The organism is Azospirillum sp. P4_B5, assembly GCF_056402275.1.
The window spans coordinates 23,994-36,800 of sequence record NZ_JBFUHT010000014.1 but is presented as its reverse complement, the minus strand read 5'-3'; the positions used below and the strand labels follow the sequence as shown (position 1 = coordinate 36,800).

Annotated in this window: 17 protein-coding genes; 4 read left to right on the top strand and 13 right to left on the bottom strand. The window is 67.4% G+C overall.

From position 1 onward, the window contains the following. Position 1 precedes the first annotated feature (1 nt). The 6 genes from AC1DVI_RS13405 to AC1DVI_RS13380 form a co-directional block, all read right to left on the bottom strand. Entirely contained in the window at positions 2 to 262 is a 261-nt protein-coding gene (locus tag AC1DVI_RS13405; protein ID WP_149167682.1) for a phosphopantetheine-binding protein, read from the bottom strand. Next, positions 249 to 1,031 carry a lysophospholipid acyltransferase family protein gene (locus tag AC1DVI_RS13400; protein ID WP_476958386.1) on the bottom strand — a complete coding sequence of 261 codons (783 nt, stop codon included), beginning with the start codon at positions 1,029 to 1,031 and terminating at the stop codon, positions 249 to 251. Before AC1DVI_RS13400 ends, AC1DVI_RS13405 begins: the two co-directional genes overlap by 14 nt. Then, on the bottom strand, positions 1,021 to 1,752 hold the full coding sequence (locus AC1DVI_RS13395; RefSeq protein ID WP_476958385.1) for a beta-ketoacyl synthase chain length factor: 732 nt from the start codon (positions 1,750 to 1,752) through the stop codon (positions 1,021 to 1,023). The genes AC1DVI_RS13400 and AC1DVI_RS13395 overlap by 11 nt, the downstream gene beginning before the upstream one ends. 14 nt (positions 1,753 to 1,766) lie before the next feature. After that, a complete protein-coding gene (locus AC1DVI_RS13390; RefSeq protein ID WP_476958384.1) occupies positions 1,767 to 2,174 on the bottom strand; it encodes a hypothetical protein in 408 nt (135 codons plus the stop codon). A gap of 78 nt (positions 2,175 to 2,252) precedes the next feature. Continuing rightward, positions 2,253 to 3,359 carry an alpha/beta fold hydrolase gene (locus AC1DVI_RS13385; RefSeq protein WP_476958383.1) on the bottom strand — a complete coding sequence of 369 codons (1,107 nt, stop codon included), beginning with the start codon at positions 3,357 to 3,359 and terminating at the stop codon, positions 2,253 to 2,255. A gap of 66 nt (positions 3,360 to 3,425) precedes the next feature. Continuing rightward, positions 3,426 to 3,872 (bottom strand): hypothetical protein, encoded by a 447-nt coding sequence (locus tag AC1DVI_RS13380; protein WP_476958382.1) that lies wholly within the window; start codon positions 3,870 to 3,872, stop codon positions 3,426 to 3,428. Between the two features lie 177 nt (positions 3,873 to 4,049). On the opposite strand from AC1DVI_RS13380, the gene AC1DVI_RS13375 reads away from it, so the two are divergent. Continuing rightward, positions 4,050 to 4,184 carry a hypothetical protein gene (locus AC1DVI_RS13375; protein WP_476958381.1) on the top strand — a complete coding sequence of 45 codons (135 nt, stop codon included), beginning with the start codon at positions 4,050 to 4,052 and terminating at the stop codon, positions 4,182 to 4,184. A 129-nt stretch (positions 4,185 to 4,313) separates the two neighbouring features. Here AC1DVI_RS13375 and AC1DVI_RS13370 read toward each other — a convergent pair whose 3' ends face one another. Both AC1DVI_RS13370 and AC1DVI_RS13365 read right to left on the bottom strand, forming a co-directional pair. Beyond that, positions 4,314 to 5,339: an aldo/keto reductase gene (locus AC1DVI_RS13370; protein WP_476958380.1), complete on the bottom strand. Its 1,026-nt coding sequence runs from the start codon at positions 5,337 to 5,339 to the stop codon at positions 4,314 to 4,316. Positions 5,340 to 5,529: 190 nt separating this feature from the next. Next, complete coding sequence (locus AC1DVI_RS13365) at positions 5,530 to 5,850, bottom strand: FadR/GntR family transcriptional regulator (RefSeq protein ID WP_476958435.1); 321 nt, start codon at positions 5,848 to 5,850, stop codon at positions 5,530 to 5,532. Positions 5,851 to 5,870: 20 nt separating this feature from the next. Here AC1DVI_RS13365 and AC1DVI_RS13360 point away from each other — a divergent pair, with 20 nt between their 5' ends. Continuing rightward, positions 5,871 to 6,365, top strand: a complete 495-nt coding sequence (locus AC1DVI_RS13360; RefSeq protein WP_476958379.1) for an alpha/beta fold hydrolase — start codon at positions 5,871 to 5,873, stop codon at positions 6,363 to 6,365. Here the strand turns inward: AC1DVI_RS13360 and AC1DVI_RS13355 are convergent. Together AC1DVI_RS13355 and AC1DVI_RS13350 are read right to left on the bottom strand one after the other, a co-directional pair. Then, on the bottom strand, positions 6,340 to 6,786 hold the full coding sequence (locus AC1DVI_RS13355; RefSeq protein ID WP_476958378.1) for an ATP-binding cassette domain-containing protein: 447 nt from the start codon (positions 6,784 to 6,786) through the stop codon (positions 6,340 to 6,342). The two genes, AC1DVI_RS13360 and AC1DVI_RS13355, sit on opposite strands and share 26 nt — an antisense overlap. Next, on the bottom strand, positions 6,774 to 7,112 hold the full coding sequence (locus AC1DVI_RS13350) for an ATP-binding cassette domain-containing protein (protein ID WP_476958377.1): 339 nt from the start codon (positions 7,110 to 7,112) through the stop codon (positions 6,774 to 6,776). The genes AC1DVI_RS13355 and AC1DVI_RS13350 overlap by 13 nt, the downstream gene beginning before the upstream one ends. A gap of 233 nt (positions 7,113 to 7,345) precedes the next feature. Here AC1DVI_RS13350 and AC1DVI_RS13345 point away from each other — a divergent pair, with 233 nt between their 5' ends. Continuing rightward, positions 7,346 to 8,050, top strand: coding sequence for a GntR family transcriptional regulator (locus AC1DVI_RS13345; protein ID WP_476958376.1), 705 nt, complete (start codon positions 7,346 to 7,348; stop codon positions 8,048 to 8,050). A 32-nt stretch (positions 8,051 to 8,082) separates the two neighbouring features. Here AC1DVI_RS13345 and AC1DVI_RS13340 read toward each other — a convergent pair whose 3' ends face one another. Continuing rightward, the gene (locus AC1DVI_RS13340) at positions 8,083 to 8,481 is read right to left on the bottom strand and encodes a nuclear transport factor 2-like protein (RefSeq protein ID WP_476958375.1); all 399 of its coding nucleotides are present in this window, start codon (positions 8,479 to 8,481) and stop codon (positions 8,083 to 8,085) included. A 79-nt stretch (positions 8,482 to 8,560) separates the two neighbouring features. On the opposite strand from AC1DVI_RS13340, the gene AC1DVI_RS13335 reads away from it, so the two are divergent. Beyond that, positions 8,561 to 9,796: an amidohydrolase family protein gene (locus tag AC1DVI_RS13335; RefSeq protein WP_476958374.1), complete on the top strand. Its 1,236-nt coding sequence runs from the start codon at positions 8,561 to 8,563 to the stop codon at positions 9,794 to 9,796. A gap of 187 nt (positions 9,797 to 9,983) precedes the next feature. On the opposite strand, the gene mutL is transcribed toward AC1DVI_RS13335, so the two are convergent. Together mutL and AC1DVI_RS13325 are read right to left on the bottom strand one after the other, a co-directional pair. Further along, positions 9,984 to 11,879: a DNA mismatch repair endonuclease MutL gene (gene mutL, locus AC1DVI_RS13330; protein WP_476958373.1), complete on the bottom strand. Its 1,896-nt coding sequence runs from the start codon at positions 11,877 to 11,879 to the stop codon at positions 9,984 to 9,986. Positions 11,880 to 11,930: 51 nt separating this feature from the next. Continuing rightward, a complete protein-coding gene (locus tag AC1DVI_RS13325) occupies positions 11,931 to 12,782 on the bottom strand; it encodes a hypothetical protein (protein WP_476958372.1) in 852 nt (283 codons plus the stop codon). Between the last annotated feature and the right edge of the window lie 25 nt (positions 12,783 to 12,807).

The following is a 12,807-nucleotide window of genomic DNA, read 5'->3' as shown; positions in this document are numbered from 1 at the left end:
CTTACTCCGCACGCTGGGATTGAATAAAGCGGGCGAGGGAGCGCACGTTGGCGAAGTGCTGCTTCACGTCGTCGGTCACGGACTCGATCTTGATGCCGTAAGCTTTGCGCAGCGCGACACCCAATTCCAATGCGTCGATGGAATCGAGGCCCAACCCGTCGTTGAAGAGCGGTTCCTCGCTGTCAATCTCTCCCGGGTCGATGTCTTCCAGCTTGAGCGCGTCTACAATCAAGGTCTTCAACTCACGTTCAAGCTTTTCCATCGGCCAACCGTTCCGCAAAATAATCCTCGAGGCTGCGCACCAACTTCCTGGCCGCCAGCGAGCGGTACTGATAGCCGAGCAACCCTGTAACGTCCAGACGATCCCCTACCATGACGCGAAAAATCGGTCGGCGCGGCGGGATCATCCACCATTTTTCGCCCTTTATGAGCGTGGGCGGATCGCAGGTTATCGTGACCGGTTGCACCTCGGCTTCCAGCAGGGTTGCCAGATTGGCGAAACCGCGGCGGAAGCGGACCGGCTCGCCGGGGACGGTGCGCGTGCCTTCGGGGAAGATGATGATTCCGTCTCCGGCCTCCAGCGCGGCGCGGCAGGCGTCGAGCAGCGCCTCGGGGTCGAGGTCGTTGCGGATGTAGCCGGCGCCGCGCACCATGCCGCCCAGCCAGCGGCTCTCCCACAGCTCCTTCTTCACGATGCACTGGGCGCGTGGCATCAGCGCCATCAGAAGCACCACGTCGAGCAGCGAGGGATGGTTCGCCACCACCAGCTTGCCGCGCCCGTCGCGCAGCCGCTCGGCGCCCTCGACCTCCACGTCGATGACGCGCAGCACGCGCAGCATCCGGATGTAGAAGCGGAAAATGAGATGGACGAGATGTTGGCAGCGCTGGCGCCGCACCGCGCCCGCCGGGCTGGTCAGCGCCACCAGCGGAAAAACGGTGGGCGCCAGGATCGCGCCGCCGCCGAACAGGAAGGCGAAGGCGAAGCCGGTGGCCGCGCGCCGCCACAGCTTGTCGAAAAACCTAGTCAGCACGGCGCCACACCCAGTCGAGCCGCGCCCCGTGCGAGGTCGCCTGCGGTGCCCCGGACAGCAGGAAGCGCAGGAAATCCACGGCCGTGGACTCCGCAGGCAGCTCGCCGTTCGCGGGCGCGCACCGCAGTGCGAGTCCTTCGCCCTCTCCATCCGCGGGGCCGAGCACCAGGGCGACCGCCAGCGGCAGGGCTTCGTCGGCGGCGGTGCGGAACGGCGCGTACTCTTTAGGCATCGGCGCGTCGGCGTAGAGCAGCAGCACCGGCTCCGACGGGGTTTCGGCCACGCTGGCGGCGGCCTCCAGGAGTCCGAAGCCGAAGCTGTCGGGACCGGCGGCCAGCGCCGTGTGGCCGCGGCGGTTGCCGGTGTGGATGGACAACAACCCGGCCAAGCCGTGATGCACGGACAGGCTGAACTCGGCCGGCGACGGCAATTCGCCCTGCCGCAGCGAATCGATGATGCCGACGGTCCGCGCCAGTTCCCCGTGGCCGGAGGCGAGGACGTAGCGCGCCGTGTGCGCCGCGTCGCCGCAGGCCAGCGCGGCGGCGATCAGCTTCTGCCCGATGGGCGAGGTGCGACGGCGCAGCATCATGGGGAGCGCCGGCGGTTGGGCATCGTCGGGGATTGCCGGCGCACCCGCCCAAGCCCGCCACGCAGCCCGAGTGCTGCGGTCCGGTGCCCAGGCACACCAGCCGCGGATGGCGACACGCAGGGTTTCAGTCATGGTGCGGGCCGGACTCAGTGTTTGGCTTGGCGCAGGCGCCGTTCGATCTCGTCTTCCAACGCGCGCACCAACGTGTTGTAAGCGTGATGAACGGTTTCACCACGCTCCCGCAGGTTGGTCGTGGACACATGATCGATGGTGTAACTTTCATGCGAATACCGGATTTCAACGACCGCCTCGTGTTCCTTCCATGCCTTCGTCGCCAGAATCTCACCGGGCGCCTTCCACTCCGCGGACCAGCCGCGGTCGGTCGCCGCCTCCATGATCGTCCGCTGGAGCGCCGCGGCGGGCAAATCGCGCGATGCCGCCGGGATGGGGTGGTCGGTTACCCTGTAGATGGGTTGCCGACGGCTGCAGCCGCCAAGCACGGCGACCGTCGCCAGAATTAGGAAAAGCGTGCGGATACCGGTCTTCAAAGTCATATCCTGACGTTACCGGACGCCACGGGGGCGAGTCGGGACCCTATCATGACAGGGTCACGTTGTGGATAGAGGCCCGCATCAATTCTGCGGTGCGGTGGCCGGCGTGGGCAGGCGGCTGCCGGTCTTGCCGTCGATGGCCGGCTTGGGAGCGCGTTGGGCGGCCGCCGTCCGGGGCGGGGGGCAGCCGCGGTTCGGCCTGGTCATCAGAGCCGGGCATGCCTGGGCGCGCGCGTCGGCGCCGCTTGGCAGGGCGCGCCGCGTGTCGGACACCCACGCGGCCACGTCCTGCGTCACCCGGTCGCCGTCCAGCGTGCGCATCAGCAGGTGCCGCCCTTTCGGATAGAGCGCAATGCGCGTGTCCGGTGGCAGAGACCGGGCCAACGCCGCCACCCCGTCGCGCGGCACATGCACATCCAGGTCGCCCAGCATCAGCAGCACCGGAACGTCCACCTTGCGCGCCTCGAAACGGGCGTCGTGCATCAGGTCCACGATGCCGGCCAGCGTCTGGAAGCGCGTCCGATGGATGATCAGAGGGTCCTCGCGCATGCGCCGCAGGACCACGGGATCGTCGGTGGAGGGGGTGGCCACCCGGAGCGGCGGCACGGTCATGTCCGGCACCAGCGAACCGAGGATCATGGCCGCATCCAGCGTCACCGTCGCCCGAAAGCCGGTGCCCCAGACCGCCGGAGCGGACAGCACCATGCCGGACAGCAGTCCCCGCTCCGCCCGCGCCGCCGCCAGAACGACGACCGCACCGCCCATGCTTTCGCCCAGCAGATAGACGGGCACGCCGGGATGGCGTTCGCGCGCCAGCCTGGACAGCGCGACGATATCGTCGGCCATGCGCTCGCCGCCGTACCAGCGACCGCGCTCCATGGCCTTTCCGAAGCCACGCTGGTCGATGGCGTAGGTGGTGATGCCCGCCCGCGCCCACAGCCGCGCCGGCCGGTCGAACGCAAACCCGTAATCGTTCATGCCGTGCGCGGCGACGATCACCGCGCGCAATTCGCTCTCTGCCCGCCAGGTGTGAAGCGGTATCGGCGTGCCGTCATCGGCGATCATTGCTCCGCCCATCAGCACCGGAGGTGCGGTCACGGCCGGCGACGGGGACGGCGGATCAGCGGTGCAGGCGCCGGTCAGCACCGTCGCCGCAAAGGCCACCGCCAGCAACAGCCGACGCCGCATCGTTCGCTCCTCGCCTTCCGTACCCGTGCAGGGATTGCCGCCGCCGCAAGGCCCATGACGGCCGCCCTATTTGGCGCCCAATTTGACCACGGTTCCCTTGAGCGCCACGCCGGCCATGATGCTGCCGGCGCCGCACATGTATTCTGTGTTGCTGAATGTCTCAGTGTTCTTGTAATTGCTTTTGATGTTGATCACCGCATCGCCGCCCTGTTTGCGGGCGCGCTCCTGCAGTTCCAGAACGGCGCTGAGGAAGACCCACTCGCAGGCTTCCCGGTCGGATTTGTTGAATGCGTTGGTCTTCTTGTTGGTCGCCCACTCGCCGAGGTTGGCAACGGGCTTGGGGTGCTTCTGCTCACCGAAATAGAGCCTCACGCCCCTGTCCAACTTATCCTGGGCTGCGGCTGTGCTGAGCGCAGCCTCCACCGGGAACATGAGGCGCTCATCGCGGGCCAGCGCCGGAGAGTTGGCAGTAACGATTATGGCAATCAGCGTCAATGTGGCGGTATGGTTCACGAATCCCCTCAGAGTAGGAGCTTTTCACAAGGCGCTCTATTTTAAGGAGAGCCATTGGCTATGCAACCGCTTTGAAAGAGCGCCGGCTGGCAAACGCACCAGCCTGCGGCCATTTGCTACGGCGCGTGCGGCGAAACAGCGCGCCCGGATCGCCAGCCGCCTCGCCCCGGAGATCAGGTGGACGCCTCGAAAAACCGCAGTGCTGTCAGCGTTGCCGCGATTCCCTTGGGCTGGGCAGAACTGACCGGATTCCGGCATTTCCACAACAAGATCGGCCCGGTTCGGATCATTTTCATGAGCCAACGCCGTTAAGAAGGCCGTTGTCGGGTGGTTCAATTTAGAGACGGGCTCTCCGCGGTTTTCGCCCCGTACCGGCCGCCGCAAAGGCAATGGATTGCTTTGCGAGGGTCTCGGGAATGGGGCAGGGTTCTCCGGCCTGGCCTAAGGTGCAGGCGGTGAGGTGGTTCGCGCGGGACGACCCTCGATGGGGTAGGCAGGGTCGTTGTAGCCTGGAGACGACGGATGTCCGGTCGTTACCAGCCGGTCGATCAACGCCTCGTCCTCGGCAGTGAAGGCGTAATCCAGCGCGCCGAGGTAAGCGCGCCATTGCTCTTCCGTGCGCGGCCCGGCAATCGGAGCGGTCACAAGGCGATTGTTGAGCACCCAGGCAACGGCGAATTGCCCCGCCGTGATCCCGCGCGATTCGGCATGGCTCTTGATCTCCTGGGCGATTTCCAGACTTTCCTTGCGCCATTCCGTGTTCATCATGCGCTGGTCCTTGCGGCCGGCGCGGGTGTCGGCGGGCGGCTCATCCCCAGGGCGATATTTGCCGGTGAGCACGCCGCGGGCGAGCGGGCTGTAGGGGACCACGCCCAAACCGTAGTGGCCGCAGGCGGGCAGGATTTCGACCTCGGGCATGCGATTGAGGGCGTTGTAGTAGGGCTGGCAGGCCACCGGCCGGTCAATGCCCAGACGGTCGCACAGACGGCAGATCTCGGCGATGCGCCAGGACCGGAAGTTCGACACGCCGAAGGTGCGGATCTTGCCGCTGCGGATCAGGTCGCCCAGCGCGGCAACGGTCTCCTCCAGCGGGGTGTCGGGGTCCTCACGGTGCAGGTAGTAAAGGTCGATCCATTCCGTGCCCAGGCGCCGGAGGCTCGCGTCGCACGCCACGTTCAGCCGGCGCCGCGAGAGGCCCCGCTGGTTCGGGCCCGGTCCCGTAGGATTGCCGACCTTGGTCGCCACCACCCAGCGCTCGCGGTCGCTCCTCACGGCGCGGCCGACGACGTCCTCCGACCGGCCTTCGTTGTAGACGTCGGCGGTGTCGATAAAGTTGATGCCGGCCTCCGCGGCATGCGCGATGATGCGCACGGCCGTCGGCTCGTCGGTGGGGCCGCCGAACATCATGGCGCCAAGGCACAGCGGCGACACCTTCACGCCACTGCGGCCGAGCTTGCGGTAGTTCATCCTTGCCATCCTCCCGTTGTGGTGTTTTGGCCGGCTCCGCCCGTCATCCTGGCCGCGGGCGATGCGAGTTGCCAGGGAAATGCCTTGCCGAAACGATGACGGAGTCTGAAGCCCACGTTCGGGGAGACAACCGTTTCGCGCAAAGCACACTCCATTGAGATGTTTGCGAAAAACCTGGCGCGATTCAGCATCAGCCCCCCAAAAGATTGGTGCGAACCTGCAGCAGATGCTCCTGGAGGGCGGCACGGGCCTGATCCCCGTCACGGTCCTTGAGCGCGCTGACGATGCGCCGATGCTGGTCCTCATAGACGGCGCGCCGCGCCGGCGTGAGGCTGCGCACCTTGAGCCGCGCCCATTCCGGCTGGTTTCGGATGGCGTTGATCGCGTCGTAAACATCCGACAGCAAGCCGTTCTTGGCTGCGCCGATGATCGTCACATGCAGCATGCCGTCCCAGTGTTCGAACTCCGGAATGTCCTGGGCGCGCTCGGCATGGCCCAGGCATTCCTCGATCCGGTGGAGATCCTACCGTCGTGTGCCAGCATCTCGCCGTCCGCCAGCCGGAGCGGGTGCGCAGCCTGTCGTTGATCGGACCGCTTCACGCGCCGCCCGAAGCCGCCCGGCCGGCTCTTCGCGACCGCGCCGCCAAGGCGCGCGCCGAGGGCATGGTGGGCATCGCCGATGCGGTCGTCCAGGGCGGCACCTCGGCCGACACCAAGGCCAACCGGCCGGAGGTGGCGGCGTTCGTGCGCGAGATCCTGATGCGCCAGGACCCGGAAGGCTATGCCCGCACCTGCGAGGCCTTGGCCGCCGCCGAGCCCGCCGACGTGGTGCGGATCGCCTGCCCGACGCTGCTCATCACGGGCGACGAGGACGGCACGGCGCCACCCCCGGCCGTGCGGGCGCTGGCGTCGAAAATCCCGGGATCGCGCCTGCGCATTCTCGATCGCTGCGGCCATTGGACGACGTTCGAGCGTCCGGCGGTGGTCAACGAAGCGCTGGTCAACTTCCTGTTCTCCGTCGCCTGAGCGCCTTGCGGATAAGCGGGAAGTCGACGGCGCTGTCGTCGATGATGCGGCCGGGGCGGGTGCTCATCACGCAGACGCGCGAGGCGAGGAAGCCCGCCTCCTTCAGGTCGTGGGTGATGTGCAGGACGGTGGGCTTGCGCTTCAGCCACAGGGACTGCATCGTCCCCCACAGCTCCTCGCGCGTGAACTGGTCGAGCGCGCCGAACGGCTCGTCGAGCAGCAGCAGGCTCGGCTCATGGATGAGGGCGCGGCACAGGTTCGCGCGCTGCAGCATCCCGCCCGACAGCTGCCAGGGATAATGGCCGGCGAACTTATCGAGCCCGACATCGGCCAGCAGGGCATGCACGCGGTCGCGATAGTCCGTCTTGCGCTTGGCGCGATAGTCGGAACGGAAGGGCCGCACGATCTTCAGCGGCAGCATGACGTTCCGCTCGATGGTGGGTCAGGGCAGCATGGTCGGATTCTGGAAGGCCATGCCGATGCGCAGCGCCTTGGCCGCCACCTCGCGCCCACCAACGAGGACGGCCCCCCGGTCGGCTGCAATAGGCCGGCCGTCAGCCGCAGGATCGTGGACTTCCCGCAGCCCGACGGGCCGACCAGGGCGACAAATTCGCCATCGGCAATCCGAAGGTTCGTCTCCTGCAGGGCTGCGACCGACTTGCCCGGCGTGCCGAACGAAACGGCGGCCTGGGAAAGCTCGACGGCGATGGCGGAACGGCCTTGCTGGATGGCTTGGGATGGAAACATGCGGCGCACCTCGTGACGGGCTGGTGAACTGTATGCAACAGGTGCGCCAGTTGCCCGGGCAGGCCGCCCCCCACGTCCGGGTTGATGGGCGTTTGGCAAGGAAAAGTGTGTACAATCAATGCATGCAACTGATCTGTGCAGGGTGGTGAGGCTGTTGCATTCAAATGCGGCACTTGGCGAGTTGAATTCCCGCTTGACCTCCCTTATGCAGAGCGGGGTTGGAGAGGGCGGTGATGGCCGAGGAAAAGCGTTCGAGAAAAACCGGAGGCGACCGTGTCGCGGTGATCTGCACGGCCTTGCGGCGGGCGATCATCGAACGGGCGCTTTCACCGGGGGACCGGCTGCCGGAGGATTCGTTGGGCGAACGCTTCGGCGTCAGCCGGACCATCGCCCGCAGCGCGCTCGGGCAGTTGGCGGCGGAAGGCCTTGTCGATCTGCGCCGGAACCGCATCGCCGTGGTCGCCGTGCCGTCCTTCGAGGACGCGCGGGACATCTTCGACATCCGGGTCGATCTCGAGCGTCAGGTCGTCCGGCATCTGGCCGGCAAGCTGACCGAGGCACAGGTGAAGCAGCTGAAGGCCATCGTCGACGCCGAACATCAGGCCCGGCATGGCGCCGAGGGGATTTCGATCCGCCTGGCGACGGAGTTCCATGTCCGGCTGGCGGAAATGACCGGCAAGCCCGTTCTGATCCGCTATGTGACGGAGATCTGCTACCGCGCGGGATTGTCGCTGGCCGTCTTCAGCCGACCCCATTCGTCGGAATGCGCGGTGAATGAGCATCTGGAACTGATCGAGGCGATCCGGACCGGACCCGCCGACAAGGCCTGCGCCCTCATGGATGAGCATTTGGAGGCGGTGGCCGCCCGCGCGCTGCTGCAAAGTTCGGGCGCCAAGAGCCGCGACCTCATGGATATCCTGGCGCCCTACACCGAATAAGGGCGCCAGATATCCCGGTCAGCGCAGTCAGGTCAGCGGGCGCAGGAGGGGTCGAGGATCCATTCGGCGCTGTCGTTCCAGACATCGGTTTCGACGATCAGCCCGTCCCGCACCACGAAGCGGTCGACATAGCGGTTGTTGTCGAAGGGCGTGCCGTCCGGCCAGGCGCCGTACAGGAAGCCGAGGCTGTAGACGATGGTTTCCGTCTCGCCCGGCACGACGTCGTAGCGCTCGATCCGCTTCTTCACCCACTTGTAGCGGGCGGCGTTGAAGCCGGTCGGCCCGCTCGGCGTGTCGAAAACGCGATGCCCGGTGAACCGGCAGATGAAACCCGGGGCCACATGTTTCGCCGCGCGCACGGGATCGGGGGCCATGGAGGCCTCCAGATAATCCTTCACGGCCTGCAGATCGCGTTCGGTCATCTCGCTCATTGGGAACTCCGCAAGTGTGGTCGGTCTGGCATCGAAAGTGCATACTGTTTGTGCATGCAAATGTCACGCCGGATCTGAGATGACGCAAAACCAGATTTTCGACCTTCTCTTGCGCAACGCCCGCCTGAGGGGAGGGCAAGGCCTGCAGGATATCGCGGTCAGGCTGGGACGGATCGCCGCCATCGGCCCTGCCTTGACCGGTACCGCCGTCGTCGAGGAGGATGCCGGTGGGCGTCTCGTCCTGCCGGGGCTGGTCGATACGCACATCCATCTCGACAAGTCCTGCCTGCTCTGCCGGTGCCGCGATGCCGGCGGCGGACTCAAGGGGGCAATCGCCGCGGTGTCCCGCCTGAAAAGGGATTTCACGGTCGAGGATGTCTATGAGCGCGGTGCCCGCACCCTGGAGCGCGCGATCACGCAGGGCACCATGCACATGCGGGCCCATGTGGAACTCGACCCGCTGGTTGGCCTGCGCAGTTTCGAGGCCATGAAGCGGCTCAAGCGGGATTATGCCTTCGCCGTCGATCTATCGATCTGCGTCTTCCCGCAGGAGGGCATGACCCATGATCCGGAAGTCGAAGGATTGCTGACCCAGGCCCTGGCGGAGGGGGCCGATCTCCTGGGTGGCTGTCCTTACACCGATGCCGATCCGTCCCTGCAGATGGAACGGATCTTCGCCCTGGCGGTGGCGCATGACGTCGATCTCGATTTCCATCTGGATTTCGATCTCGACCCCAGCGGGTCCCATCTCGAGGAGATTTGCCGGCGGACGACGGCGGCGGGCTGGCAGGGGCGGGTCGCCGTCGGTCATGCCACCAAGCTTGCGGCCATCGATGATGCCGCGCTGGAGCGGATCATCGCTCTCCTGGCCGATGCGGGGGTGGGGGTGACGGCCTTGCCCGCGACGGATCTCTATCTCAACGGGCGCGATGCCAACCACCGGGCCCCGCGCGGGGTGGCGCCGGTTCATCGGCTGGCGGAAGGCGGCGTTGCCGTCTCGGTCGCGACCAACAACGTCCTGAATCCCTTCACGCCCTTTGGCGATGGCTCGCTGATCCGGATGGGCAATCTCTATGCGAACCTCATGCATCTGGGGCCTGAGAGCTTCGGCGATTGCCTCGATATGATCTCCAGCGGGGCCGCCCGACTGATGCGGATCGCGGACTATGGCATCACGGTCGGCGGACAGGCGGACATGATCGTGCTCGACGCCGACGACGAGGCCGACGCCTTCGGCGGAATAGCCGCGCCCCTCATGGGGTTCAAGCGCGGCCGCAAGAGCTTTGTGCGACCGGCAGCAACGCTGATGAGGTGACGGGTGCCCCAGCCACCAGCCGTTGGGGGTACGAGCGTGCCGAGTTTCGGCGTGCGGGTCATCAATTCCGTCAAGGCCGGTTCTGCCTGGAGGATTCTGACCGCCTCGATGGTGGTGTTGCCGAAGCGGGCCGTCTCCGGGTCGGTTCAATTGTGGTTCAGGGTCGGTCCATCTGTGGTCCGACACCTTACCGGCGTCCGAACAGCCGTTCGATGTCGGAGAGCTTCAGTTCCACATAGGTGGGGCGGCCGTGGTTGCACTGGCCGCTGTGGGGGGTGGCCTCCATCTGGCGGAGCAGGGCGTTCATCTCCTCGACGCTGAGCGACCGTCCGGCGCGGACCGAGCCGTGGCAGGCCATGGTGCCGCACACGTCCTCCAGCCGCTCCTTCAGTGACAGCGCATCGCCCAGCTCCGCCAACTCTTCGGCGAGGTCGCGGACGAGGCTCTTGACGTCGCTCTGCCCCAGCAGCGCTGGCACCTCGCGCACCAGGATGCAGCCCGGACCGAAGCCCTCCACCGCAAGGCCCAGCTCCGCCAGTTCCGCAGCGCGGCCCAGCAGGCGGTTGGCGGAGGGCTCGTCCAGTTCCACCAGCTCCGGGATCAGGAGGGCCTGCCGCTTGACGCCACCCTCCAGAAGGGCGGTCTTCATCCGCTCATAGACCAGCCGCTCGTGGGCGGCGTGCTGGTCGACGATGACGATGCCCTCGCTGGTCTGGGCGACGATGTAGGTGTTGTGGACCTGGGCGCGGGCCGCGCCCAGCGGGTGGCTGTCCAGCGGCGGAGCGGCGGCGGCCTGCGCCGAGTAATCCGGCGGGCGCGCGGCGGGCGCGGCCTGCCAGCCGGCGAGGCGGCCCTGCAAGGGGGGGGGCGGCGCCTGATGGGGCGCCTGGAAGGCGGTCGCCCGGTCGGCCAGCCCGCGCGGCACGACGGAGCCGTAGCTGCCGCCCCAGGACGGCGCCGGCTGCTGCGCCGGGCTGCGGTAGGGCAGGGGGGAGGGCGACGGAATGGCGCCGTCCGCGTCCACCCCGCTCTCCGGGCGCAGCGCCCCCAGCGTCGCCAGCCCCACGGTGGTCGAGGCGCGATGTCCGGCCTCGGCCAGCGCGTGCTTCAGCGCCCCGACGATCAGCCCGCGCACCAGACCCTGGTCGCGGAACCGCACCTCCGCCTTGGCGGGATGGACGTTCACGTCCACCTCCTGCGGGTCGAGGTCGAGGAACAGCGCCAGCATGGGGTGGCGGTCGCGCGGCAGGAAATCGGCGTAGGCGGCCCGCACCGCGCCGACCATCAGCTTGTCCCGCACCGGGCGGCCGTTGACGAACAGATGCTGGTGGCGGGCCGTGGGGCGGTGCAGGGTGGGCAGGCCGATCCAGCCGGCGAGTGCCACCCCCTCGCGGGCAGCCCGCACCGGCACGGCGTTGTCCTGGAAGTCGCGGCCCATCAGGGCGCCCAGCCGGGTCAGCCGGGCGTCGAGCAGGTCGCCCTGCGCCGCCGACAGGCGCAGCGTCGAACGCCCTTCGCCGTCCAGCGTGAAGGCCACGCCGGGATGGGCCATGGCCAGCCGTTCGATGCAGTCGCCGATGTGGTCGAACTCGGTCCGGGCGGCCTTGAGGAACTTCAGGCGGGCGGGCACGGCGGCGAACAGGTCGCGCACCTCGACGCGGGTGCCCTGGGCCAGCGCGGCCGGCTGCGGCGCGCCCTTCAGGCCGGCGTCCACGGTCAGCGCCCAGGCGCTGTCGGCGCCGCGCGGGCGGCTGGTCAAGGTCAGGCGGCTGACCGCCCCGATGGAGGGCAGAGCCTCCCCGCGGAAACCCAGCGAGCGGATATCGAGCAGGTCGTCGGACGGCAGCTTGGAGGTGGCGTGCCGCTCCACGGCGAGCGCCAGCTCGTCGGGGCCCATGCCGCAGCCGTCGTCGGTGATGGTGATGAGCGACTTGCCGCCGTCACGCACCACCACATCGATGCGGGTGGCCCCGGCGTCGATGGCGTTCTCCACCAGTTCCTTGACGGCGGCGGCGGGCCGCTCGATCACCTCGCCGGCGGCGATACGGTTGACGAGCGTGTCGGGCAACATGCGGATCGGCATGCGCCAAATATAGTAGGCTCACGTCAGGAATGCCACCATGTGCGGCAGGGGTTACGCCTTGGCGAACAAATCCTTCAGGCCCTTCAGCAGACCCGTGGCCACCTCAGCGGCGACATCGTCCATACCCACGGACCGGACCGAAGCGAGCAGAGGGGCGCTTGGACCGTCACCACCATCGGTCACCGCCCACAGGCTGGCGCCCTGGCCGGGTCGGGTGTCGGTATAGCGCCCCAAGGCGCCTCCCTTGACGGCGCCGAGCAGCGGTGCGGTGCGCCCGTCACGATCGTTCAGCGCGACCATGCGCAGCGGCTTTTCCGGTTTGCCGGATGGCGAAGCGCTGGTCAGGGCTTCAAGGCCGGACAGGTCGAAGGCTATTTGCAGCGTGTTGGTGCTGTTCGGCATGCCGATGCCGATCATCCCGGCGCCGGACTTGGCGTTCTCCTCGAAGGGGTCCTTGAACCCGGCGGCGCGCAGTTTCTCCGGCAACTCGGGCTTGCTCAGGCCGTTCTTCGCCGCGACCTTGTCCAAAAAGACGGACGCCGCGTCGGCCAGCACCAACGGCTGGTCTTCGGGCAGCTTGAGCGTCTGGCGCAGCAGCTCAAACGACTGCCGGACATATTCGCCGCGCTGCAGGTTGAACTGGCCGTAGGCAAGGCGGTTTTCCATCTCGACCGCCACCGGGTCGGAGGATGCCCCGGTGTCCCCCTTCGGCGGAATAGGGATGGAAAAAGGCCGTTCGTTCAGAGCTTTGGCGGCTTCCGGGGACAGGCTCACAACATCCTCGAGCCCCCGGCGGCCGACCGGACTGGACCCATCCGATGGTTTCGCCGAGGGATGCTTCGGGGCACTGCCGCCGACGCCGTAGCCAATGATCGCCGTGCTCGCGGTGGCGGTGACGGGCATGAAGATCCTCCGAATTCGGACGCCA

What these genes read in the sequence shown, in the direction of transcription:
- AC1DVI_RS13405 (WP_149167682.1), bottom strand. Translation starts at nt 262, where the DNA reads ATGGAAAAGCTTGAACGTGAGTTGAAGACCTTGATTGTAGACGCGCTC.
- AC1DVI_RS13395 (WP_476958385.1), bottom strand. Translation starts at nt 1,752, where the DNA reads ATGACTGAAACCCTGCGTGTCGCCATCCGCGGCTGGTGTGCCTGGGCA.
- AC1DVI_RS13390 (WP_476958384.1), bottom strand. Translation starts at nt 2,174, where the DNA reads ATGACTTTGAAGACCGGTATCCGCACGCTTTTCCTAATTCTGGCGACG.
- AC1DVI_RS13385 (WP_476958383.1), bottom strand. Translation starts at nt 3,359, where the DNA reads ATGCGGCGTCGGCTGTTGCTGGCGGTGGCCTTTGCGGCGACGGTGCTG.
- AC1DVI_RS13370 (WP_476958380.1), bottom strand. Translation starts at nt 5,339, where the DNA reads ATGAACTACCGCAAGCTCGGCCGCAGTGGCGTGAAGGTGTCGCCGCTG.
- AC1DVI_RS13355 (WP_476958378.1), bottom strand. Translation starts at nt 6,786, where the DNA reads ATGCTGCCGCTGAAGATCGTGCGGCCCTTCCGTTCCGACTATCGCGCC.
- AC1DVI_RS13350 (WP_476958377.1), bottom strand. Translation starts at nt 7,112, where the DNA reads ATGTTTCCATCCCAAGCCATCCAGCAAGGCCGTTCCGCCATCGCCGTC.
- AC1DVI_RS13345 (WP_476958376.1), top strand. Translation starts at nt 7,346, where the DNA reads ATGGCCGAGGAAAAGCGTTCGAGAAAAACCGGAGGCGACCGTGTCGCG.
- AC1DVI_RS13340 (WP_476958375.1), bottom strand. Translation starts at nt 8,481, where the DNA reads ATGAGCGAGATGACCGAACGCGATCTGCAGGCCGTGAAGGATTATCTG.
- AC1DVI_RS13335 (WP_476958374.1), top strand. Translation starts at nt 8,561, where the DNA reads ATGACGCAAAACCAGATTTTCGACCTTCTCTTGCGCAACGCCCGCCTG.
- mutL (WP_476958373.1), bottom strand. Translation starts at nt 11,879, where the DNA reads ATGCCGATCCGCATGTTGCCCGACACGCTCGTCAACCGTATCGCCGCC.
- AC1DVI_RS13325 (WP_476958372.1), bottom strand. Translation starts at nt 12,782, where the DNA reads ATGCCCGTCACCGCCACCGCGAGCACGGCGATCATTGGCTACGGCGTC.